Source organism: Chryseobacterium potabilaquae, from assembly GCF_902728265.1.
Taxonomy (GTDB): domain Bacteria; phylum Bacteroidota; class Bacteroidia; order Flavobacteriales; family Weeksellaceae; genus Chryseobacterium; species Chryseobacterium potabilaquae.
Genome location: NZ_CACVBR010000020.1, coordinates 1 through 16,156, shown reverse-complemented (window position 1 = coordinate 16,156; position 16,156 = coordinate 1). Strand labels below are relative to the sequence as shown.

Here is a 16,156-nt window from a genome sequence, read left to right as displayed (position 1 = left end):
CTTAGAATTTCGGTTTTATTGATTGAACAAGACTATCCATTTTAACGGGTTTTGGTTGAACAGCAGTTCCGGACTTCAAGCCTCCAATCCCTGCTGCTATTATTGTTTCTCCTTTATTAACTCCAGATTTAATGAGAGCCATATTATCAATTCTGTCAATAACATCAATTACCACATTTTTAGCTGTATCTTTCTCTACTTTATAAACATAGACAATACCCTGTTGTTCATATGTAGCACTTTCCGGAACTACCAATACATTATCATAGGTTTGTGGGAATCGAATAGTTCCACTATTTCCATTACTTAAGAGTTTTTGAGCATTAGTAAATCCTACCCTAAATTGAATAGTTCCTGTTGTAGGATCAATTTGCCCTGTTATTGCTTCAATTCTTCCCTTTTCAGAATAAATACTACCATTGGCTAATTGCAAATCCACCATAGGAAGATTCTTAATTTTTTCAGGCATTGAAGCTCCGGGAGATTTTTCTAGAAAATCAAAATACTCTTTCTCATTCATCGAAAAATAGGCGTATATCTCGGAAGTATCCGAAATGGTTGTTAAAGGTGTTTGATCAGTAGGTCCAACCAAGCTACCCACTTTCAAAGGAAGCTTTCCAATTACGCCTGAAATAGGAGCACGAATTATAGAATATTCAATATTAGCCTCCACTCCTTTATAGTTTGCTACCGCTTGTCTTTTGGCTGCATTTGCTTGTTGAAGCTGTGCCTGAGCCTGAGCCAAATTAGCTTGTGCTGTCTGGAGCTGGACATCACTAATAATATTCTTTTGTACTAAGGGTTTTAGTTTATTTACTTCCACTTGAGCTGCATTCACTGAAGCTTGTGCTGCAGCTATGCTCGATTCTGAAGCTCCAATACCCGCTTTAGAAGCTGCTGCATTTTCATTCAATATATTTGTTTCAAGGCGAAATAGAGGTTGTCCCTTTGTCACATATTGTCCTTCATCTACTAAAACCTGGGTAATATATCCTTGTATTTTAGCCCGTACATCATTATTTATTCTCCCTTGAATAGTAGCAGGAAATGTCTGATATCCTGTTATATTTTTTGCTTCCACAGAAACGACAGGATACGGTTTTGGACCTCCTTGTTTCGGAGCTTCTTTTTTGCAGGCCGTTAATGAAAATACGGCGAAAGAAAGTATAGCTAGCTTGTTATTCATTTTTATAGTTTATTAAGAGATTCTTGAATATTTATTATATTTTTATTTAAAAGGGCTTTGTAAGCTTCCATTTTAGTATTGTATTCAATGTCTTCAACTTTTTTAAAATTATTGAGATCATCTATTAGTTTTAATTCATCTTGCATCTTCTGAACTATTTTTTCAAATCTTATTTTTTTGTACTCATCATTTATAAAAAAATATCTTTTTCTTTCATCCATCTTACTATGATCAATGATGAGCTGAGCATTTAGTAATAATGAAATACTTGTTGACACAGAGCTTTTACTGACTGAAAAAACATCTACAAATTCATCAAAAGTAATACCTCCTCTTTCGTAATCGAAGAGGAGGTATGCATATATTTTTGAAGCTAAAAGTGGGATATTAAAAATAACCCCGTAAAATTTCACAGCATCTTGGAAAATTTTTTCGTCAATTTCTATACTTCGATTCATAATATAAAAGTATGAAACAAATGTAGAAATTAGTTCTGAACCAAACGAACAAACTTAATAGACATTATAAATAGAGTACGTTTTAAAAATTCAATGAAAATCAATTTAACTTTTTGCTCAAATTATAATCTTCTCAAATGCTTTTCTTACCCCTCCGGCCAAAAAAACTTCACCACAATAGGAATATCCCTTACTTTCAAGAATTTTAAGCATTGCTATATTATCATAATTAGTATCAACTTTTATACTTTGAATTCCATGAGATCTTGTAAAACCTTCTATATGGTCAAACAGTTTTTTTACCATCCCTTTGCCTGCAAACTTTTCGTCTACTGCAACTCTATGAACAACTACAAACTCTCCATCACTTAGCCATTTTCCTTCAATGGAACTATAAGCAGGTTCATCATTTAAAATTAAAGCGGCAAAAACGGCAATTTCACCATTTATGGTGAGAACATATCCAAACCCTTTAGCGATATCACTTTCTACAGTCTCTTCATTAGGATAACCATCCTGCCATTGAGTACTACCATCTTGTCTTCGTCTTTCAATGGACTGTTGTATAATGCCCCAAATAACATTTTTGTCATCTATCTCTGCTTTCCTTAAGGTAATTTCTTCTGAATTCATCTTTTATATTATATTTTTTAGCTGATAAAAAATAAAAACCGAAAACTAATTTGCATTAATTTTCGGTTTGAAGTAGTAAAATTTAAAATTATGAAATTGTTTTTTATTAATTTTCATTTTGTTGAAGAAAGGAATCTATAATTTCAAACGCTTTCTTCTCATCTTCTAAATCTACCATTACTTTTAATGATGTTGCCGTAGGTGTTGTTGTAAAAGTCAAATAACTATTTTCAACGGCATTAACAATTTGGGCATCATCTAATTTAGATTTGATTAACTGAATTTCTGAAGGGTTATCACTTTCAAAAACTGATACTCGTGTACTTCTTTCCATATTCTATATCATTTTTCAGTATCTAAATATACGATGATTTTTTTAAAATTACAAGTCGGTATTTTAAATTTTGTTAATATTATTTTCTATTTTGTCTATTGCAAGTTGAATCTCTTCTTTTGAAACATTTAAATGAGGTCTAAAACGAAGTGATTGATCTCCACAAGCTAAAATAATTAAACCATCTTCAAAAAGAATGTCTCTTAAAGTGTTTCTTTGTTCATGACTTGGTAAATCTATGGCACACATTAAACCCCTTCCTCTTGCATTAGAAACTTTTTCAGGGTATTTTTCAGCTAGTTTTTGTAAATTTTCTAGTAGATATTCCCCAACGTTTTTTGCATTTTCAACAAGATTTTCTTTTTCAATCACTTCCATAGTTAACTGAAATCGAAGCATATCAATAAAATTCCCCCCAAAAGTAGAATTAATTCTTGAACTTTCTCTAAAAACATTTTTAGGTACTTCATCAAATTTTTCTTTATTAGCTAGAACTCCACAAACCTGAGTCTTCTTACCAAAAGAAATAATATCCGGTTTTGCTGTAAAATGTTGAAAAGCCCACATTTTCCCTGTAATACCAATTCCTGTTTGCACTTCATCAAAAATCAATAGAATCTCGTTATCATCGCAAATCTTTCTTAGACCTAATAAAAACTCATCTCTGAAATGATTATCTCCTCCTTCTGCCTGGATAGGCTCAATGATAATGCAAGCTACCTTATCCGGATGCATTAATATCGCTTCTTCAATTTGAATTAATGCTAGCTTTTCATTATCAATTGTTTTTTCTAAATTTTCTTCTGTAATAGGAAAAGTCAATTTAGGATTAAGAATTCTTGGCCAATCAAACATTGGAAAATACTGGTATTTTCTTGGGTCTGAAGTATTTGTCAAACTCAAAGTATATCCACTTCTCCCATGAAATGCCTGTCTGAAATGGATACAGATTCCCGCTTCTATATTGCTGCCTTTCTCAAAATTTTTATGCGTTTTCCAGTCAAAACATGCTTTCATCGCATTTTCAACAGCTAAAGCCCCTCCTTCAATAAAAAATGCATATTGCAGCTCTTCAGGAATTACAACCCTTTCAAATACTTCAAGAAAATGAGCATATTCTTCAGAATATACATCCGCTAAAGTAGGTTTATTAACAGCCATTTTTCCCAACCAAGAAGATCTCTCTAACAAGTATGGGTGATTATAACCAATAGAAGCAGAGCCAAACATGGAAAACATATCTAGATATTCTTTATTCGTAAGCTTATCATATAGCCATGAACCATGAGATTTCTCAATATCCATAACAAGATCGAATCCATCTGCTAACACGTGCTTACCTACTGTGCTTTTTACTTTATTTGCTGGTATGTCTAATGTATGTTCCATATTATTTTTGTTGTGATTTAACCACGAATTGTTAAAGTATATTTAATTATTCGTGGTTTTAATTTTTTTGTTGTATTTAAGCTAAATGTTTACAGGTCAAATTTAATTCCTTGCGCTAAAGGAAGATTTGTTGTATAATTGATTGTATTGGTTTGCCTTCTCATATAATACCTCCAAACATCTGAACCAGATTCTCTACCACCACCAGTTTCTTTTTCTCCACCAAAAGCTCCTCCAATTTCAGCCCCGGAAGTTCCTATATTAACGTTAGCAATTCCACAATCTGAACCTGCATGAGAAAGGAATAATTCTGCTTCTCTTAAGTTTTGTGTCATAATAGCTGATGATAGACCTTGAGGAACATCATTTTGAATAGCAATTGCTTCTTCTAGTGTTTTGTATTTTATAAGATATAAAATCGGAGCAAAGGTTTCATGCTGAACAATTTCATATGAGTTTTTCACTTCTGCAATACAGGGTTTTACATAACAACCGGACTCATATTCTTTACCTTTTAAAACACCTCCTTCAACAATAAACTTACCTCCTTCTTTTTGACATTTTTTAACCGCTTCTTCATACTGACGTACAGCATCTGTATCAATCAGAGGCCCTACATGATTTGTTTCATCTAAAGGATTTCCAATTTTCAACTGCCCATATGCTTTTACCAGTCTTTTCTTCACTTCATCATATACACTTTCATGAATAATAAGCCTTCTTGTTGTTGTACATCTCTGTCCTGCAGTTCCTACTGCTCCAAAAACAGCTCCAATAATGGACATATCAAGATCTGCATCTTTCGACACTATAATTGCATTATTTCCGCCTAACTCAAGAATTGATTTTCCGAATCTTTCCGCAACCTTAGAAGAAACCATTCTTCCAACTCTTGTTGATCCTGTAAAAGAAATTAAAGAAACCCTTTTATCCTCCACTAATTTTTGTCCAATTTCATGATCTGCAACCAGTACACTTGAAATACCTTCAGGCAAATTATTTTCTTTTAAAACTTCCATCATGATATTTTGGCAGGCAACAGCACAAAGTGGAGTCTTTTCAGATGGTTTCCAAATAGTCACATTTCCACAAATCCATGCTAGTGCTGTATTCCAAGCCCAAACAGCAACAGGAAAATTGAACGCCGTAATAATTCCTACTATTCCAAGAGGATGATATTGTTCATACATTCTGTGTCCTGCTCTTTCAGAATGCATTGTATAGCCGTGAAGCTGCCTAGATAATCCAACAGCAAAATCACAAATATCAATCATTTCCTGAACTTCTCCCAGTCCTTCTTGTAAAGATTTACCCATTTCGTAAGAAACAAGTTTTCCAAGATCGTCTTTGTATTCTCTTAATTTTTGGCCCAACTGTCTTACAATCTCTCCTCTTTTGGGAGCAGGCATCAGTCTGAATTCCTGAAACGCTTTTTGCGATGTCTCTATTACCTTATCGTAATCGCTCTTTCCAGAAGTTTTTACTTTAGCAATTAAATTACCATCTACAGGTGAAAAACTTTCTATTATTTTTCCTGATGCGAAATATTTTCCTCCTACTGAAGTTCCTTTATTCTCCTCCTTAATCCCTAAATTTTTGAGTGTTTTTTCAATCCCAAAATCCTTTACTTTTTTAGACATAAAATCTTACTTTTCGTTTTGCCTAAAGTTAAAAATATTCTTTGAATCGCAAAATTTTAATTTTTTTAACACATTTTTATTTGGACTAATTATAAACATAATTATCTTTGTCCTGTAATCTTTTGAATTTCAGAAATGGAAAATCAGACTTTAAATGACCGTATGGAAAAGAAAAACTCAAAATGGAAACAGTGGTTTAAACGTTTTGGTGTCGGCGGTATTATATTTTTCACCGTAAAGGGGATTATTACTTCCACTTTAATATATTTTTTAGGGAAAAACTTCTGTTCCATTATCGGAAATTATATTACCAACATCCTGGATTGATAGTATATTTACAATATAAAAAGCAGAGAAAATTTCTCTGCTTTTCATTTGCTTTTTATATTCATATTTTTCTATAGAAAAGTGCTTTCTTTAGAAAATTAAAAACTTCAATTTTTACTTTCTTTGTTCTTCCTCCCCGCACTAATAAGGCTTTGATTAAGTAAGTACTCAATTTGTCCATTTACACTTCTAAAATCATCATTTGCCCATTTTTCAAGAAGTTTATAGGTCGATTCATCAATCCTAATAACAAATGATTTCCTTCCTTTGGGCTCTGAGGCATTGCCTGTTTTTTGAGATTTCATTTTTTATATTCTAATTGTCTGATTTTAATAAATCATTAAAATCTAAATTCAACTCCTTCAAGAAATAGAAAAATTAATTATATAATGTTCCTGTGTTCAAAATAGGAGTTGCCGCTTTTTCACCACACAAAACTACCATTAAATTACTTACCATAGCAACTTTCCTTTCGTCATCAAGCTCTACAATATTATCTTCAGATAGTTTCTTCAATGCTAAATCAACCATACCAACAGCCCCTTCTACAATCTTTGTTCTAGCTGCCACAATTGCCGTAGCTTGTTGCCGCTGTAGCATTGCTCCTGCAATTTCAGACGCATACGCAAGATGGGTAATTCGTGCTTCCTGAATAATAATTCCCGCCGGAGCTAATCTCTCACTTAATTCTTGTTCTAATATTTTATTAACTTGCTCTCCTCCATCTCTTAATGTAATATCTGCATGCTCATCCTCTAAATTATCATAAGGAAAACTTACCGCTAAGTGTCTTACTGCTGCTTCACTTTGCATTTTCACATACTCTGTATACTTCTCTACTTCATACGCTGCTTTATAAGTATCTCCCACTTTCCATACAATTACAGCCCCAATCTCAATAGGATTACCCATCTTATCATTCACTTTTAAAGTTTGTCCTTGTAAATTCTCAGAACGAAGACTCATTTTTTGAGAAGTATATAGGGGATTAATAAAAAATAATCCATTTTCTTTTACACTTCCCACATATTTACCAAAGAAATTAAGTATCCTTGAATGATTGGGTTGGATAATCATTAAGCCTTTAAGAAAAAAGCAAGAAAGAAAAAAACAAAGGATGGATACAATTACAAAAGGGATACTTTGCTCTACTCCATTCACAAAAAAATAAATTGAAAGAATGAATAAAACGAGACAAATAACTAAGGTAAGATACCCTGACATTGGCTTTAAAACTTTTTCCATGATATTATTATTATTGATATTATTTTGATATCATAAAGATATGATTTTTTATAATACCAAATTATATATACTCTAAAAAAAATAACCTTTATATAATATCCATTATAATTCAAAATCTACGAGTCAATTTTAAATAGGTAATTAGAGGCTTTCTAAGACTAAAAAATCCCAGAAAAAATCCGGGATTTAATTTATATTATAAATGCTAAACTTATTTTTTATTCAAACTCTTAAACTTGAAATAGGAAGCTATTGAGAGTAACAGCATTGTTGAAATTCCAATATAAACCCAAGCCGGAACCGGAACCGGATCTCCTGCTGCATATGAATGAAGCCCACTTAGATAATAATTTACTCCAAAATAAGTCATCACCATTGAACAGAATGCAAACATAGTTGCTACATGGAATGCCCATCTGCTTCTCAATCCCGGAACTAATCTCATATGCAAAACAAAAGCATATACCATAATTGAAATAAATGCCCAAGTTTCTTTTGGATCCCAGCTCCAATATCTCCCCCAAGATTCATTTGCCCAAATTCCTCCTAGAAAGTTTCCTACTGTTAATGCAAAAAGCCCAATTGTTAGTGACATTTCAGAAACAATCGCCAATTCTTTTAATGTGGTATCATGATGTAATTTATACATTTCTTTTCCTGAAATAATATAAAATACCAAAGAAATAACCGCAATAATCATAGATAAAGCAAAAAAGCCATAACTTGATGTAATAATAGCCACGTGAACAATAAGCCAATACGACTTCAATACAGGTACTAGAGGTGTTATTTGCGGATCTAATGCAGAACCTCCATGTGCAAATCCCATCATAATTACTGCTACCATAAATCCTGCTGCCGGAATAAGTGCATTAGAATTTCTATATAATAATAATCCTGCAGTTATACCTACCCAAGAAATAAAAATAATAGCTTCATAACCATTACTCCAAGGAGCATGTCCAGAAATATACCATCTTGCCACTAGTCCTAGAAAATGGAAAATATATCCAATAACACCTAAAGCAATAATTACTTTAATGCTCTTATTTAAAATTTTATTGGGTTTAAAGAGTTCAACAAAACCTAAAATCAACAATAGCCCTCCAATAATAGAATAGAAAATTAATAGTTTAAAATTAATATTCATCTTATTCATAAAAACTTCGAGGTCAACCTTCGATTTTGCCGGAACTACACTTTTACCCCATTTTTGCTGATATTCTGAAAGCTTTACCAATTCAGCATCAGCTTTGCTCCAATTTCCTGATTGTTGTGCTGTTAAAACTTGTGCAAAGTATGGACCCATTACTTGCTGAGATTCCATATCGGGTTCAAACTTTTGATCTAACCAAGAATGCCAAGTATGATTGGGGTCATTTTGTACCGGAACAATTCTCATAAATTGTCCACTAAAAAATTCATTAAAAATTTGTACTCTTTCATTAACGGAAATTACTTCTTTATCATAGTTGGTTTGTTCAGCAGGTTTTTTACGAAAAGCAATATTATAATCCTGCTCTAAAACGTATGCTAGATTTCCATTTGAATCAGAAGGAAAAAGGTTCATCAATGAAGTATATCCATCATCATTAGCCTTTGTTTTATTTTTTAATTCATCCCCTCCTTTCGTGCCAATTTTAATCATTGGAACCATCGTCCAACTAGGAGTATCTGTATTAATTGAAAGAAACCATTGGTTTGCGGTAAGAGATTTTCCATCAGTTCCCTTAAATTCATCTTTTTTATACAGTTTTCTTAATACATCAAGTGCTTCCGTATTTATTGGAACAATTCTTCCATCATAATTTTGAACTAAAAGATACCCGAACTTATCTGCATGCTCTTTACTTATTTTATTTCTTGCAATGATTTCATCAGCAGAAATCATTCTCATTTTACTGAGTGGTGCCGCTAAAGAATTTTGTTGAGTTTTTTGAGATGCTGGCGTTTCAGAAGTGGTAGCATGATTATGATTATCACCTTCTACATGAATATGCTCTCTACTACCATCTGTCGTTCCATGAGTTTCAATTTTCTGAGCCTGTAATCCCAAACTTAAAAATAATAAAATAATGACTGTTGATCTTTTTTTATTAACATCATTCAGCATTTTATTAAGCTTCCAAAAATGAGTTCCTTTCCAGAAGAAAATAAAAAACATTCCTCCAAATAATAATGCATATCCTATATAGGAAATTAATGTCCCCCAATAATCATGATTTACAGATAATACGGTTCCCATTCTATCTGGATCAAAACTCGATTGAAAAAAACGATATCCTTTATGATTAAGCACGTGATTCATATAAATTTTAAAAGGAGTTTGTTTCCCTTCATCAATAATTTTAATATGACTTTCATAGGCACTTGGAGATGAGCTTCCAGGATAAGTTTCCATAACGAAATCATCTAATTTAAGAGCAAAAGGTGTATTGTAAATTTTAGGACCGAATCCTACCATCATATTTAATCCATCCATTGTAATTTGCTTATAAGCATTTGGATTTCCTTTTTCTACTGACAGATCCACCAACTGTTTGGTTTTTGGTCCCTGAATTTCTATAGTCAACACATCAGGAACATTCTGATCCTTTTTTCTATCTCCTTCAAAAGCCATCAATCTTCCTTTTTTAAGCCCCTCAGGAACCACCAACTTCAGATCATTAATACTGTATAAACTTCTTAATGCCAAGGGTTGATATTCATTTTTTACAGTATTTCCTGTTGCTTGAGTAGCCATCGTCATATAACTTGCATCTACCGGCGTTTTTATAAAAAGTTTGCCTCCTTCATTTTTAAATTCGACTGCCCCTTCAATAGTTCTGTTAAAGGTTACCAATGTACCATTGATAGATTTTGTCTCTCCCGGTTTAATATAAATATTTTGTCTTCCTGTATTCCCTGTAGATACTAAATGAAGATATTCTGTGCCATTGGGTTCTACAACTAAGCTGTCTTTCTTTCTCTGAACATATTCTTTGGCAGCAATCTTTATTTGCTTTCCGTGAAAATCATAGGTCGCATTAAGATCTTTATGTAAAGGAGACATTAAATAAGGAATATCTTGATAATTTAGTACATCCCCTTTTTCTTCAATTTGAATTTTAAAGAAATTTTTGTCAGTGACTATTTCATTAGAAGTTTCTCCTTCCCGGATATGCATAGTCCCTTCAAAACTGATATATCGGGTAATTGCTCCTCCTATAAAAATAAATATAAAAGCAAGATGGAAAACCAATACCGGCCACTTTTCTTTTTTCCATAATCTATATCTTCCAATATTTCCTATGAAATTAAGGATAAGCAGAAACATGATCAATTCAAACCATTTTGCTTCATAAATTAGGGCTTTTGCGGTGGGGGTACCATAGTCATTTTCTAAGAATGTTGCATAAGCCATTGAAAATGCATATACCAGTAACAAAACGGCCATTGTTCTGGTAGAAATAAGAATATCCTGGATCTTCTTCATGATTTATTTACTTGACATGCAAAAGTAAGAATGATTTATTTAAAGGTCAGTAAAAAAAGCTGTTATTTATCATTTTAAGGTCCTACAAGTGTTATTTTGAATCATTCTTAATAACGCAGCCGTTTTGTAAAAAATAAAAACTTAAAAAATACCAATCAATTAAATTTAAGTCACAATATTGAAAAATTACTTAATCTATTTAATAAATTTTAAATGAAGAGAAAAATTTAATTATTGTCTATATTAAATTGCCTCCCAATTTAATACAGCCGTTGAAATTATTCACAACATAAGTATTATGGTCTATTTATAAATTTAAAAATGTTTTGAAGAATTCAGGTATAGGTTATGGATCATATAATTAGAAAAAACCTCTTGTCTTTTGATTAAAAAAAGATACATTTAATATCGAAAAAACGCTAAATTTGTCGACATATATTATGGATAAAAAGACAGTAATAAAGCAGACGGAATCGCCTGATAAAGGCAAAATATTATCTAAGCCACGTATATTTTTAGGGCTTACATTTATACTTTTTTCTGTTGTTCTTACTTTTTCTTTCATCTCTTATTTGATGAATTGGAAAGCGGATCAAAGCCAAGCAGGAACAATGTTTGACAAGAGCATAAAATCTTCAAATGTATTTGGTAAAGTAGGTGATTGGTTAGGGAATATTTTCATATTTGAAAGTATCGGCGTTGCTTCTTTCATTATTTCATTTCTAGTTTTAGTTTTTGGTACGCTTATATTGAAAAAAAAGATATTTAAACCTTGGAAAACCATAGGTCATTCTTTATTTTTCATTTGTTGGGTTCCAATTTTAATGGGAGCTATTACTAAAGGGCAAGGTGTTTTAAGTGGAGTGTATGGCTATCAAATTATGGATTCACTTAATACCATCATTGGAACTGTTGGTCTTTGGCTTGTATTGGTTGCTAGTATTGCTTTATATTTTATTTTAGAATTCAATCTTCGACCTAGTTCTGTGAAAGCAAAATTAAATCAGATCAATGAAAATACTATTGGAAAAGTAAAATCAATGATGCCTAATTCTGATGAAAGCTTTGAATCTGATCATGATCTTCATGACGAAATTGAGAATATAGAACCTATTAAATCAACTCCAAAAGACAATAATAAAATAGTTGAACAAGAAACAAAAAATAGTAAAGACTTTTCTACTATTACTGTTTCAAATACGGTAGAAACTATTTCTACACCCAATCATACTTCTTTTGTAGAAAATGATGAAGATCATTCACAAAAAGTTAACTTAAATATCAATACGAAGCCTGTTCTTCCTACTTCCACTCTTGAACAAGCTTTTGATATTACTCCAAAAGAAGATATCAAGTTTAATGTTGAAGTTGCTCCTGTAGTAGATATTTTAGATGATGTGGATAAAAAATCTCAAGAACTTGTAGAGCAACACGGTCTTTATGATCACACTTTAGATTTAGCAAATTTTCAGATGCCCACAGTTAATTTATTGAAAGATTATGGAAATGAAGAGATCTCAATCAATAAAGAAGAATTAGAAGAAAATAAAAATAAAATTGTAGGATTACTTAAAAACTTTAATGTAGGTATTGCTGAAATTAAAGCAACCATAGGACCTACCGTAACTTTATATGAGATTGTTCCCGAAGCAGGAATCAGAGTTGCTGCTATCAAAAAACTACAAGATGACATTGCACTCAACCTTTCTGCCCTAGGAATCAGAATCATTGCACCTATGCCAGGAAAAGGTACTATTGGTATTGAAGTTCCTAGAAAAAACCCAACAATGGTGTCCATGCGTTCAGTTATTTCGTCACAGAAGTTTCAGCATACGGATATGGATTTGCCCGTGGTATTTGGTAAAACGATATCTAACGAAATTTTCATGGCAGATTTAGCAAAGATGCCTCACTTGCTTATGGCCGGAGCAACAGGTCAGGGAAAATCAGTAGGAATCAATGCTATTCTTACCTCTTTACTTTACAAAAAACACCCAAGTGAATTGAAATTTGTAATGGTAGATCCCAAAAAGGTAGAACTTTCATTATATTCAAAAATTGAAAGACATTATTTGGCTAAGCTTCCCGATGCAGAAGAGGCAATCATTACAGATACAAACAAAGTAATTAATACTTTAAATTCATTGTGTATTGAAATGGATACACGATATGACCTTCTTAAAAATGCCTTTTGTAAAAATATAAAAGAGTATAACAAAAAATTTGCAGAAAGAAAATTAAATCCTGAGAACGGGCATAGATACCTACCCTATATTGTTTTGGTTGTTGATGAATTTGCAGATCTTATTATGACAGCAGGAAAAGAAGTAGAACTTCCTATTGCAAGATTAGCCCAATTAGCTAGAGCGGTAGGCATTCACTTAATCGTTGCTACACAAAGACCTTCAGTAAATGTAATTACGGGTATGATTAAAGCCAACTTCCCTGCAAGAGCTGCTTTTAGAGTGATCTCAAGTGTTGATTCAAGAACTATTTTGGACTCTCCGGGAGCAGATCAACTTATTGGAAAAGGAGATATGCTCTACTTTAACGGAAATGAAATATTGAGACTTCAGTGCGCATTCGTAGATACCCCGGAAGTGGAAAGAATTGCAGAATATATTGGAGAACAAAAAGGATATGCTTCAGCTTTTGTGCTTCCGGAATATGTTTCGGAAGATTCTTCAAGCAGCGGCGTAGGAGCCTTTGATCCGAATGAAAAAGACGCGTTATTTGAAGAAGCAGCAAGAATAATTGTTTCTACACAACAAGGTTCTACATCTATGCTTCAGAGACAATTGAAATTAGGCTACAATAGAGCAGGAAGAATTATGGATCAACTTGAAGCAATTGGTATCGTAGGAGGTTTTAATGGAGCAAAAGCTAGAGAAGTGTTGATTAGCGATCTCCATTCTTTGGAACAGTTTTTGGACGAATTACGTAATTAAATAAAAAATTAATTTATCTTTAATTGATAGATTTCTAAAGATTATTAAATAAAAAAATGAAGAAGATCATTTCAAAAATTATATTAACTAGCATCACGATAGTTACAGTAGGATTAGCTAATGCACAGACAATAGATGCGAAAGCAAAAAAAATTCTAGATGATGTAACAGCAAATTATAATTCAAAAAAAAATTCCTACTTTAAGTTTTCTTTTGGAAGTGGTATTAATGGACTCGTTACCAAAACAGAACCAGGTATATACTATACTGCTGGAGATAAATATAAACTAAAAATCATGGATACTGAACAAGTATTTGATGGTAATAAAATCTATAATATCAATAGTGATGATATGGAAGTTACTATTGCAAAACCCAATGGCAGTAGCACTATGTTCTCCCCTATTAATTATCTTACCAACTATAGAAACGAATATAATGTAACCTATAATGGTAAAAAAAATGTAAATGGGATAAGTACTGATTTTATTAAACTTACTCCTATAAAAGCAAATGGGATAAAGTATGTATATCTTTTCTTAGATTCTACAAAAAAACAGATGGTAAAGATTGAGCAACATGGAAATAATAAAGATGTTGCGGTAATCGCTATCAAAGAATACAAAGAAAATCAAGATGTGGATCCTAATATGTTTGTTTTTGATAAAAATAAATATAAAAACTATATTATTACAGAGCTTTAAAAAGCGAAAAGATAAAAAATAGCTTCCCTACTATTATAAAAAAATATAAAATATAAGAGTCACAAAGTAAACTTTGTGGCTTTTTCATTAATTTTGGCAAATGTTAAAAATACTAGACCGATATATTATAAAGACCTTTTTTGGACCATTTTTTTTCATATTCAGTGTGTTGTTTTTTATATTTATTGTAAATATCATCTGGGTACAACTGGGGCAATTTATGGGAAAAGGACTTAGCTACTGGCAAATCCTTAAACTTTTATTTTACCTTGGTGTAAGTGTAATCAGTATGGTATTACCCCTTACCATTCTATTGGCAGCGATCATGTCTTTTGGAGAATTTGGAGAGCGATACGAACTTGCCGCCATGAAAGCTGCAGGAATATCCTTAACAAGGGTAATGCTTCCTCTATTGGGAGTAACTACTATCTTATCTATAATGCTCTATTTTTTCTCTAATAATATTATACCGGATTTTCAGAGGAAAGCTAAAAATATGCTTTTTAATATTGCACAAACAAAGCCCGCTCTTAATTTCACTCCAGGACAGTTTATAGATCAAATTCCAGGATATATGGTAAAATTTGATAAGATTTATGGTGAAGATGGGCAAAATATAGAAGGAGTATTTGTCCATAGAAAAGCCAGTACCTATGAAAACCAACAATCAATTGTCGCTGAAAAAGGAAAGTTTCTTCCTGCTGCTAATAAAGATTTTCTAAAGCTTGTGCTGTATAATGGCTATATTTTTGAAGATGCCTTTGCCGGAAAAAATGAAAATGCAAGATTGAATCAGCCTGATCAAGCCGTTAAATTTGATACTTTAGTCTCTCACTTCGATGTTAGTGAAATTATTAATAAGGCAATAGAAGAAGAGCAAATTACCGATGATTACCGTTTTAAGACATACAATGAATTAAATAAAGAAATCGTCAAAAATAAAAAAGAAAATGCAAAGTTTTTTTCTAGTACTGGTGATGAAATTTTAAATCAGGCTAATACGGTAATTAGCTATATGGATAAAAATAAAACCAAAGCAAAACCAAAGCAACAAGTCAAATTAGATACTGTAAAATCAGATAAAAGACTCGAAATGATTTATAGTGCGTATGATAGATTAGATAACTTAAAACTCAATATTGAAGCAAAAAACAATGAAATAATTCCTAGCGTAAAATATTATAGTAAAGTTATTATTTACCAACAAAGAATTGTTACGTATTCATTTACTTGTATTATATTCTTTTTAATTGGTGCCAGTTTAGGCTCTATTATTAGAAAAGGAGGCATGGGGCTTCCGGTAATCATCGCTATTGTTATCTTTATTATTTTCTATATTATCAACGTAGGGGTAGAAAATGTAGCTTGGGCAGGCAATATGAATCCATATCTTGCTGCATGGCTTCCCAATATTATACTCTTTCCTTTTGGTGTTTGGATGACCTATAAAGCGCTTACCGACTCACAATTATTTGATGCCGAGAAATATAAAGCCTTATTAAAACCTATCACAAAAAGATTCACAAAAAATCGAGAACATAAAAGATATCAGTAATATAAAAAAGCCGTCATAATTAATTACGACGGCTTTTTTATTTATCTTGTCTCGTCCTGAAAATTTGATACAGATTAAAAACAAAAGTAAATAATTAAATCTGACACCTTACTTTCTTTACATAATGATCAAAAAAAAGAATCCGTCTCACAACAAAAATTGAGGCGGTTTTTTTTGCTATAAAGTTTTTTAATGTCTCAGAAAAAATGAAAATTACTCTCTTTAAGCAACTTTCTTTCTTAAATTGTGTGCTAAAGCGTGT

General features: G+C 32.0%; 13 protein-coding genes. 4 read left to right on the top strand and 9 right to left on the bottom strand.

Annotation, left to right across the window (positions count from 1 at the left end):
- Position 1: 1 nt before the first annotated feature.
- The 6 genes from CHRY9293_RS11330 to amaB form a co-directional block, all read right to left on the bottom strand.
- Positions 2 to 1,186 (bottom strand): efflux RND transporter periplasmic adaptor subunit, encoded by a 1,185-nt coding sequence (locus CHRY9293_RS11330; RefSeq protein ID WP_162033080.1) that lies wholly within the window; start codon positions 1,184 to 1,186, stop codon positions 2 to 4.
- A 2-nt stretch (positions 1,187 to 1,188) separates the two neighbouring features.
- Positions 1,189 to 1,644 (bottom strand): transcriptional regulator, encoded by a 456-nt coding sequence (locus CHRY9293_RS11325; RefSeq protein ID WP_122547152.1) that lies wholly within the window; start codon positions 1,642 to 1,644, stop codon positions 1,189 to 1,191.
- Between the two features lie 117 nt (positions 1,645 to 1,761).
- Positions 1,762 to 2,277 carry a GNAT family N-acetyltransferase gene (locus CHRY9293_RS11320; protein ID WP_162033079.1) on the bottom strand — a complete coding sequence of 172 codons (516 nt, stop codon included), beginning with the start codon at positions 2,275 to 2,277 and terminating at the stop codon, positions 1,762 to 1,764.
- Between the two features lie 106 nt (positions 2,278 to 2,383).
- Positions 2,384 to 2,611 carry a DUF2007 domain-containing protein gene (locus tag CHRY9293_RS11315; protein ID WP_122547150.1) on the bottom strand — a complete coding sequence of 76 codons (228 nt, stop codon included), beginning with the start codon at positions 2,609 to 2,611 and terminating at the stop codon, positions 2,384 to 2,386.
- Positions 2,612 to 2,674: 63 nt separating this feature from the next.
- The gene (gene lat, locus CHRY9293_RS11310) at positions 2,675 to 4,000 is read right to left on the bottom strand and encodes an L-lysine 6-transaminase (RefSeq protein WP_162033078.1); all 1,326 of its coding nucleotides are present in this window, start codon (positions 3,998 to 4,000) and stop codon (positions 2,675 to 2,677) included.
- An 89-nt stretch (positions 4,001 to 4,089) separates the two neighbouring features.
- The gene (gene amaB / locus CHRY9293_RS11305) at positions 4,090 to 5,640 is read right to left on the bottom strand and encodes an L-piperidine-6-carboxylate dehydrogenase (protein WP_162033077.1); all 1,551 of its coding nucleotides are present in this window, start codon (positions 5,638 to 5,640) and stop codon (positions 4,090 to 4,092) included.
- 162 nt (positions 5,641 to 5,802) lie between these two features.
- Between amaB and CHRY9293_RS18605 the strand changes: the two genes are divergently transcribed.
- Positions 5,803 to 5,967: a hypothetical protein gene (locus tag CHRY9293_RS18605; RefSeq protein WP_185153215.1), complete on the top strand. Its 165-nt coding sequence runs from the start codon at positions 5,803 to 5,805 to the stop codon at positions 5,965 to 5,967.
- A gap of 107 nt (positions 5,968 to 6,074) precedes the next feature.
- Here CHRY9293_RS18605 and CHRY9293_RS11300 read toward each other — a convergent pair whose 3' ends face one another.
- The 3 genes from CHRY9293_RS11300 to ccsA all read right to left on the bottom strand — a co-directional run bounded on the left by CHRY9293_RS11300 (position 6,075) and on the right by ccsA (position 10,687).
- Positions 6,075 to 6,272 carry an Arc family DNA binding domain-containing protein gene (locus CHRY9293_RS11300; protein ID WP_162033076.1) on the bottom strand — a complete coding sequence of 66 codons (198 nt, stop codon included), beginning with the start codon at positions 6,270 to 6,272 and terminating at the stop codon, positions 6,075 to 6,077.
- A gap of 73 nt (positions 6,273 to 6,345) precedes the next feature.
- A complete protein-coding gene (locus CHRY9293_RS11295; RefSeq protein WP_162033075.1) occupies positions 6,346 to 7,212 on the bottom strand; it encodes an SPFH domain-containing protein in 867 nt (288 codons plus the stop codon).
- Between the two features lie 211 nt (positions 7,213 to 7,423).
- A complete protein-coding gene (gene ccsA, locus CHRY9293_RS11290; protein ID WP_162033074.1) occupies positions 7,424 to 10,687 on the bottom strand; it encodes a cytochrome c biogenesis protein CcsA in 3,264 nt (1,087 codons plus the stop codon).
- Between the two features lie 440 nt (positions 10,688 to 11,127).
- On the opposite strand from ccsA, the gene CHRY9293_RS11285 reads away from it, so the two are divergent.
- The 3 genes from CHRY9293_RS11285 to CHRY9293_RS11275 all read left to right on the top strand — a co-directional run bounded on the left by CHRY9293_RS11285 (position 11,128) and on the right by CHRY9293_RS11275 (position 15,894).
- Positions 11,128 to 13,635 carry an FtsK/SpoIIIE family DNA translocase gene (locus CHRY9293_RS11285; protein WP_162033126.1) on the top strand — a complete coding sequence of 836 codons (2,508 nt, stop codon included), beginning with the start codon at positions 11,128 to 11,130 and terminating at the stop codon, positions 13,633 to 13,635.
- Between the two features lie 56 nt (positions 13,636 to 13,691).
- A complete protein-coding gene (locus CHRY9293_RS11280) occupies positions 13,692 to 14,339 on the top strand; it encodes a LolA family protein (RefSeq protein WP_162033073.1) in 648 nt (215 codons plus the stop codon).
- Positions 14,340 to 14,439: 100 nt separating this feature from the next.
- Positions 14,440 to 15,894, top strand: coding sequence for an LptF/LptG family permease (locus CHRY9293_RS11275; protein WP_162033072.1), 1,455 nt, complete (start codon positions 14,440 to 14,442; stop codon positions 15,892 to 15,894).
- The last annotated feature ends 262 nt before the right edge of the window (positions 15,895 to 16,156 follow it).

What these genes read in the sequence shown, in the direction of transcription:
- lat (WP_162033078.1), bottom strand. Translation starts at nt 4,000, where the DNA reads ATGGAACATACATTAGACATACCAGCAAATAAAGTAAAAAGCACAGTA.
- CHRY9293_RS11295 (WP_162033075.1), bottom strand. Translation starts at nt 7,212, where the DNA reads ATGGAAAAAGTTTTAAAGCCAATGTCAGGGTATCTTACCTTAGTTATT.
- CHRY9293_RS11315 (WP_122547150.1), bottom strand. Translation starts at nt 2,611, where the DNA reads ATGGAAAGAAGTACACGAGTATCAGTTTTTGAAAGTGATAACCCTTCA.
- CHRY9293_RS18605 (WP_185153215.1), top strand. Translation starts at nt 5,803, where the DNA reads ATGGAAAAGAAAAACTCAAAATGGAAACAGTGGTTTAAACGTTTTGGT.
- ccsA (WP_162033074.1), bottom strand. Translation starts at nt 10,687, where the DNA reads ATGAAGAAGATCCAGGATATTCTTATTTCTACCAGAACAATGGCCGTT.
- CHRY9293_RS11280 (WP_162033073.1), top strand. Translation starts at nt 13,692, where the DNA reads ATGAAGAAGATCATTTCAAAAATTATATTAACTAGCATCACGATAGTT.
- CHRY9293_RS11320 (WP_162033079.1), bottom strand. Translation starts at nt 2,277, where the DNA reads ATGAATTCAGAAGAAATTACCTTAAGGAAAGCAGAGATAGATGACAAA.
- CHRY9293_RS11300 (WP_162033076.1), bottom strand. Translation starts at nt 6,272, where the DNA reads ATGAAATCTCAAAAAACAGGCAATGCCTCAGAGCCCAAAGGAAGGAAA.
- CHRY9293_RS11275 (WP_162033072.1), top strand. Translation starts at nt 14,440, where the DNA reads ATGTTAAAAATACTAGACCGATATATTATAAAGACCTTTTTTGGACCA.
- CHRY9293_RS11285 (WP_162033126.1), top strand. Translation starts at nt 11,128, where the DNA reads ATGGATAAAAAGACAGTAATAAAGCAGACGGAATCGCCTGATAAAGGC.
- amaB (WP_162033077.1), bottom strand. Translation starts at nt 5,640, where the DNA reads ATGTCTAAAAAAGTAAAGGATTTTGGGATTGAAAAAACACTCAAAAAT.
- CHRY9293_RS11330 (WP_162033080.1), bottom strand. Translation starts at nt 1,186, where the DNA reads ATGAATAACAAGCTAGCTATACTTTCTTTCGCCGTATTTTCATTAACG.
- CHRY9293_RS11325 (WP_122547152.1), bottom strand. Translation starts at nt 1,644, where the DNA reads ATGAATCGAAGTATAGAAATTGACGAAAAAATTTTCCAAGATGCTGTG.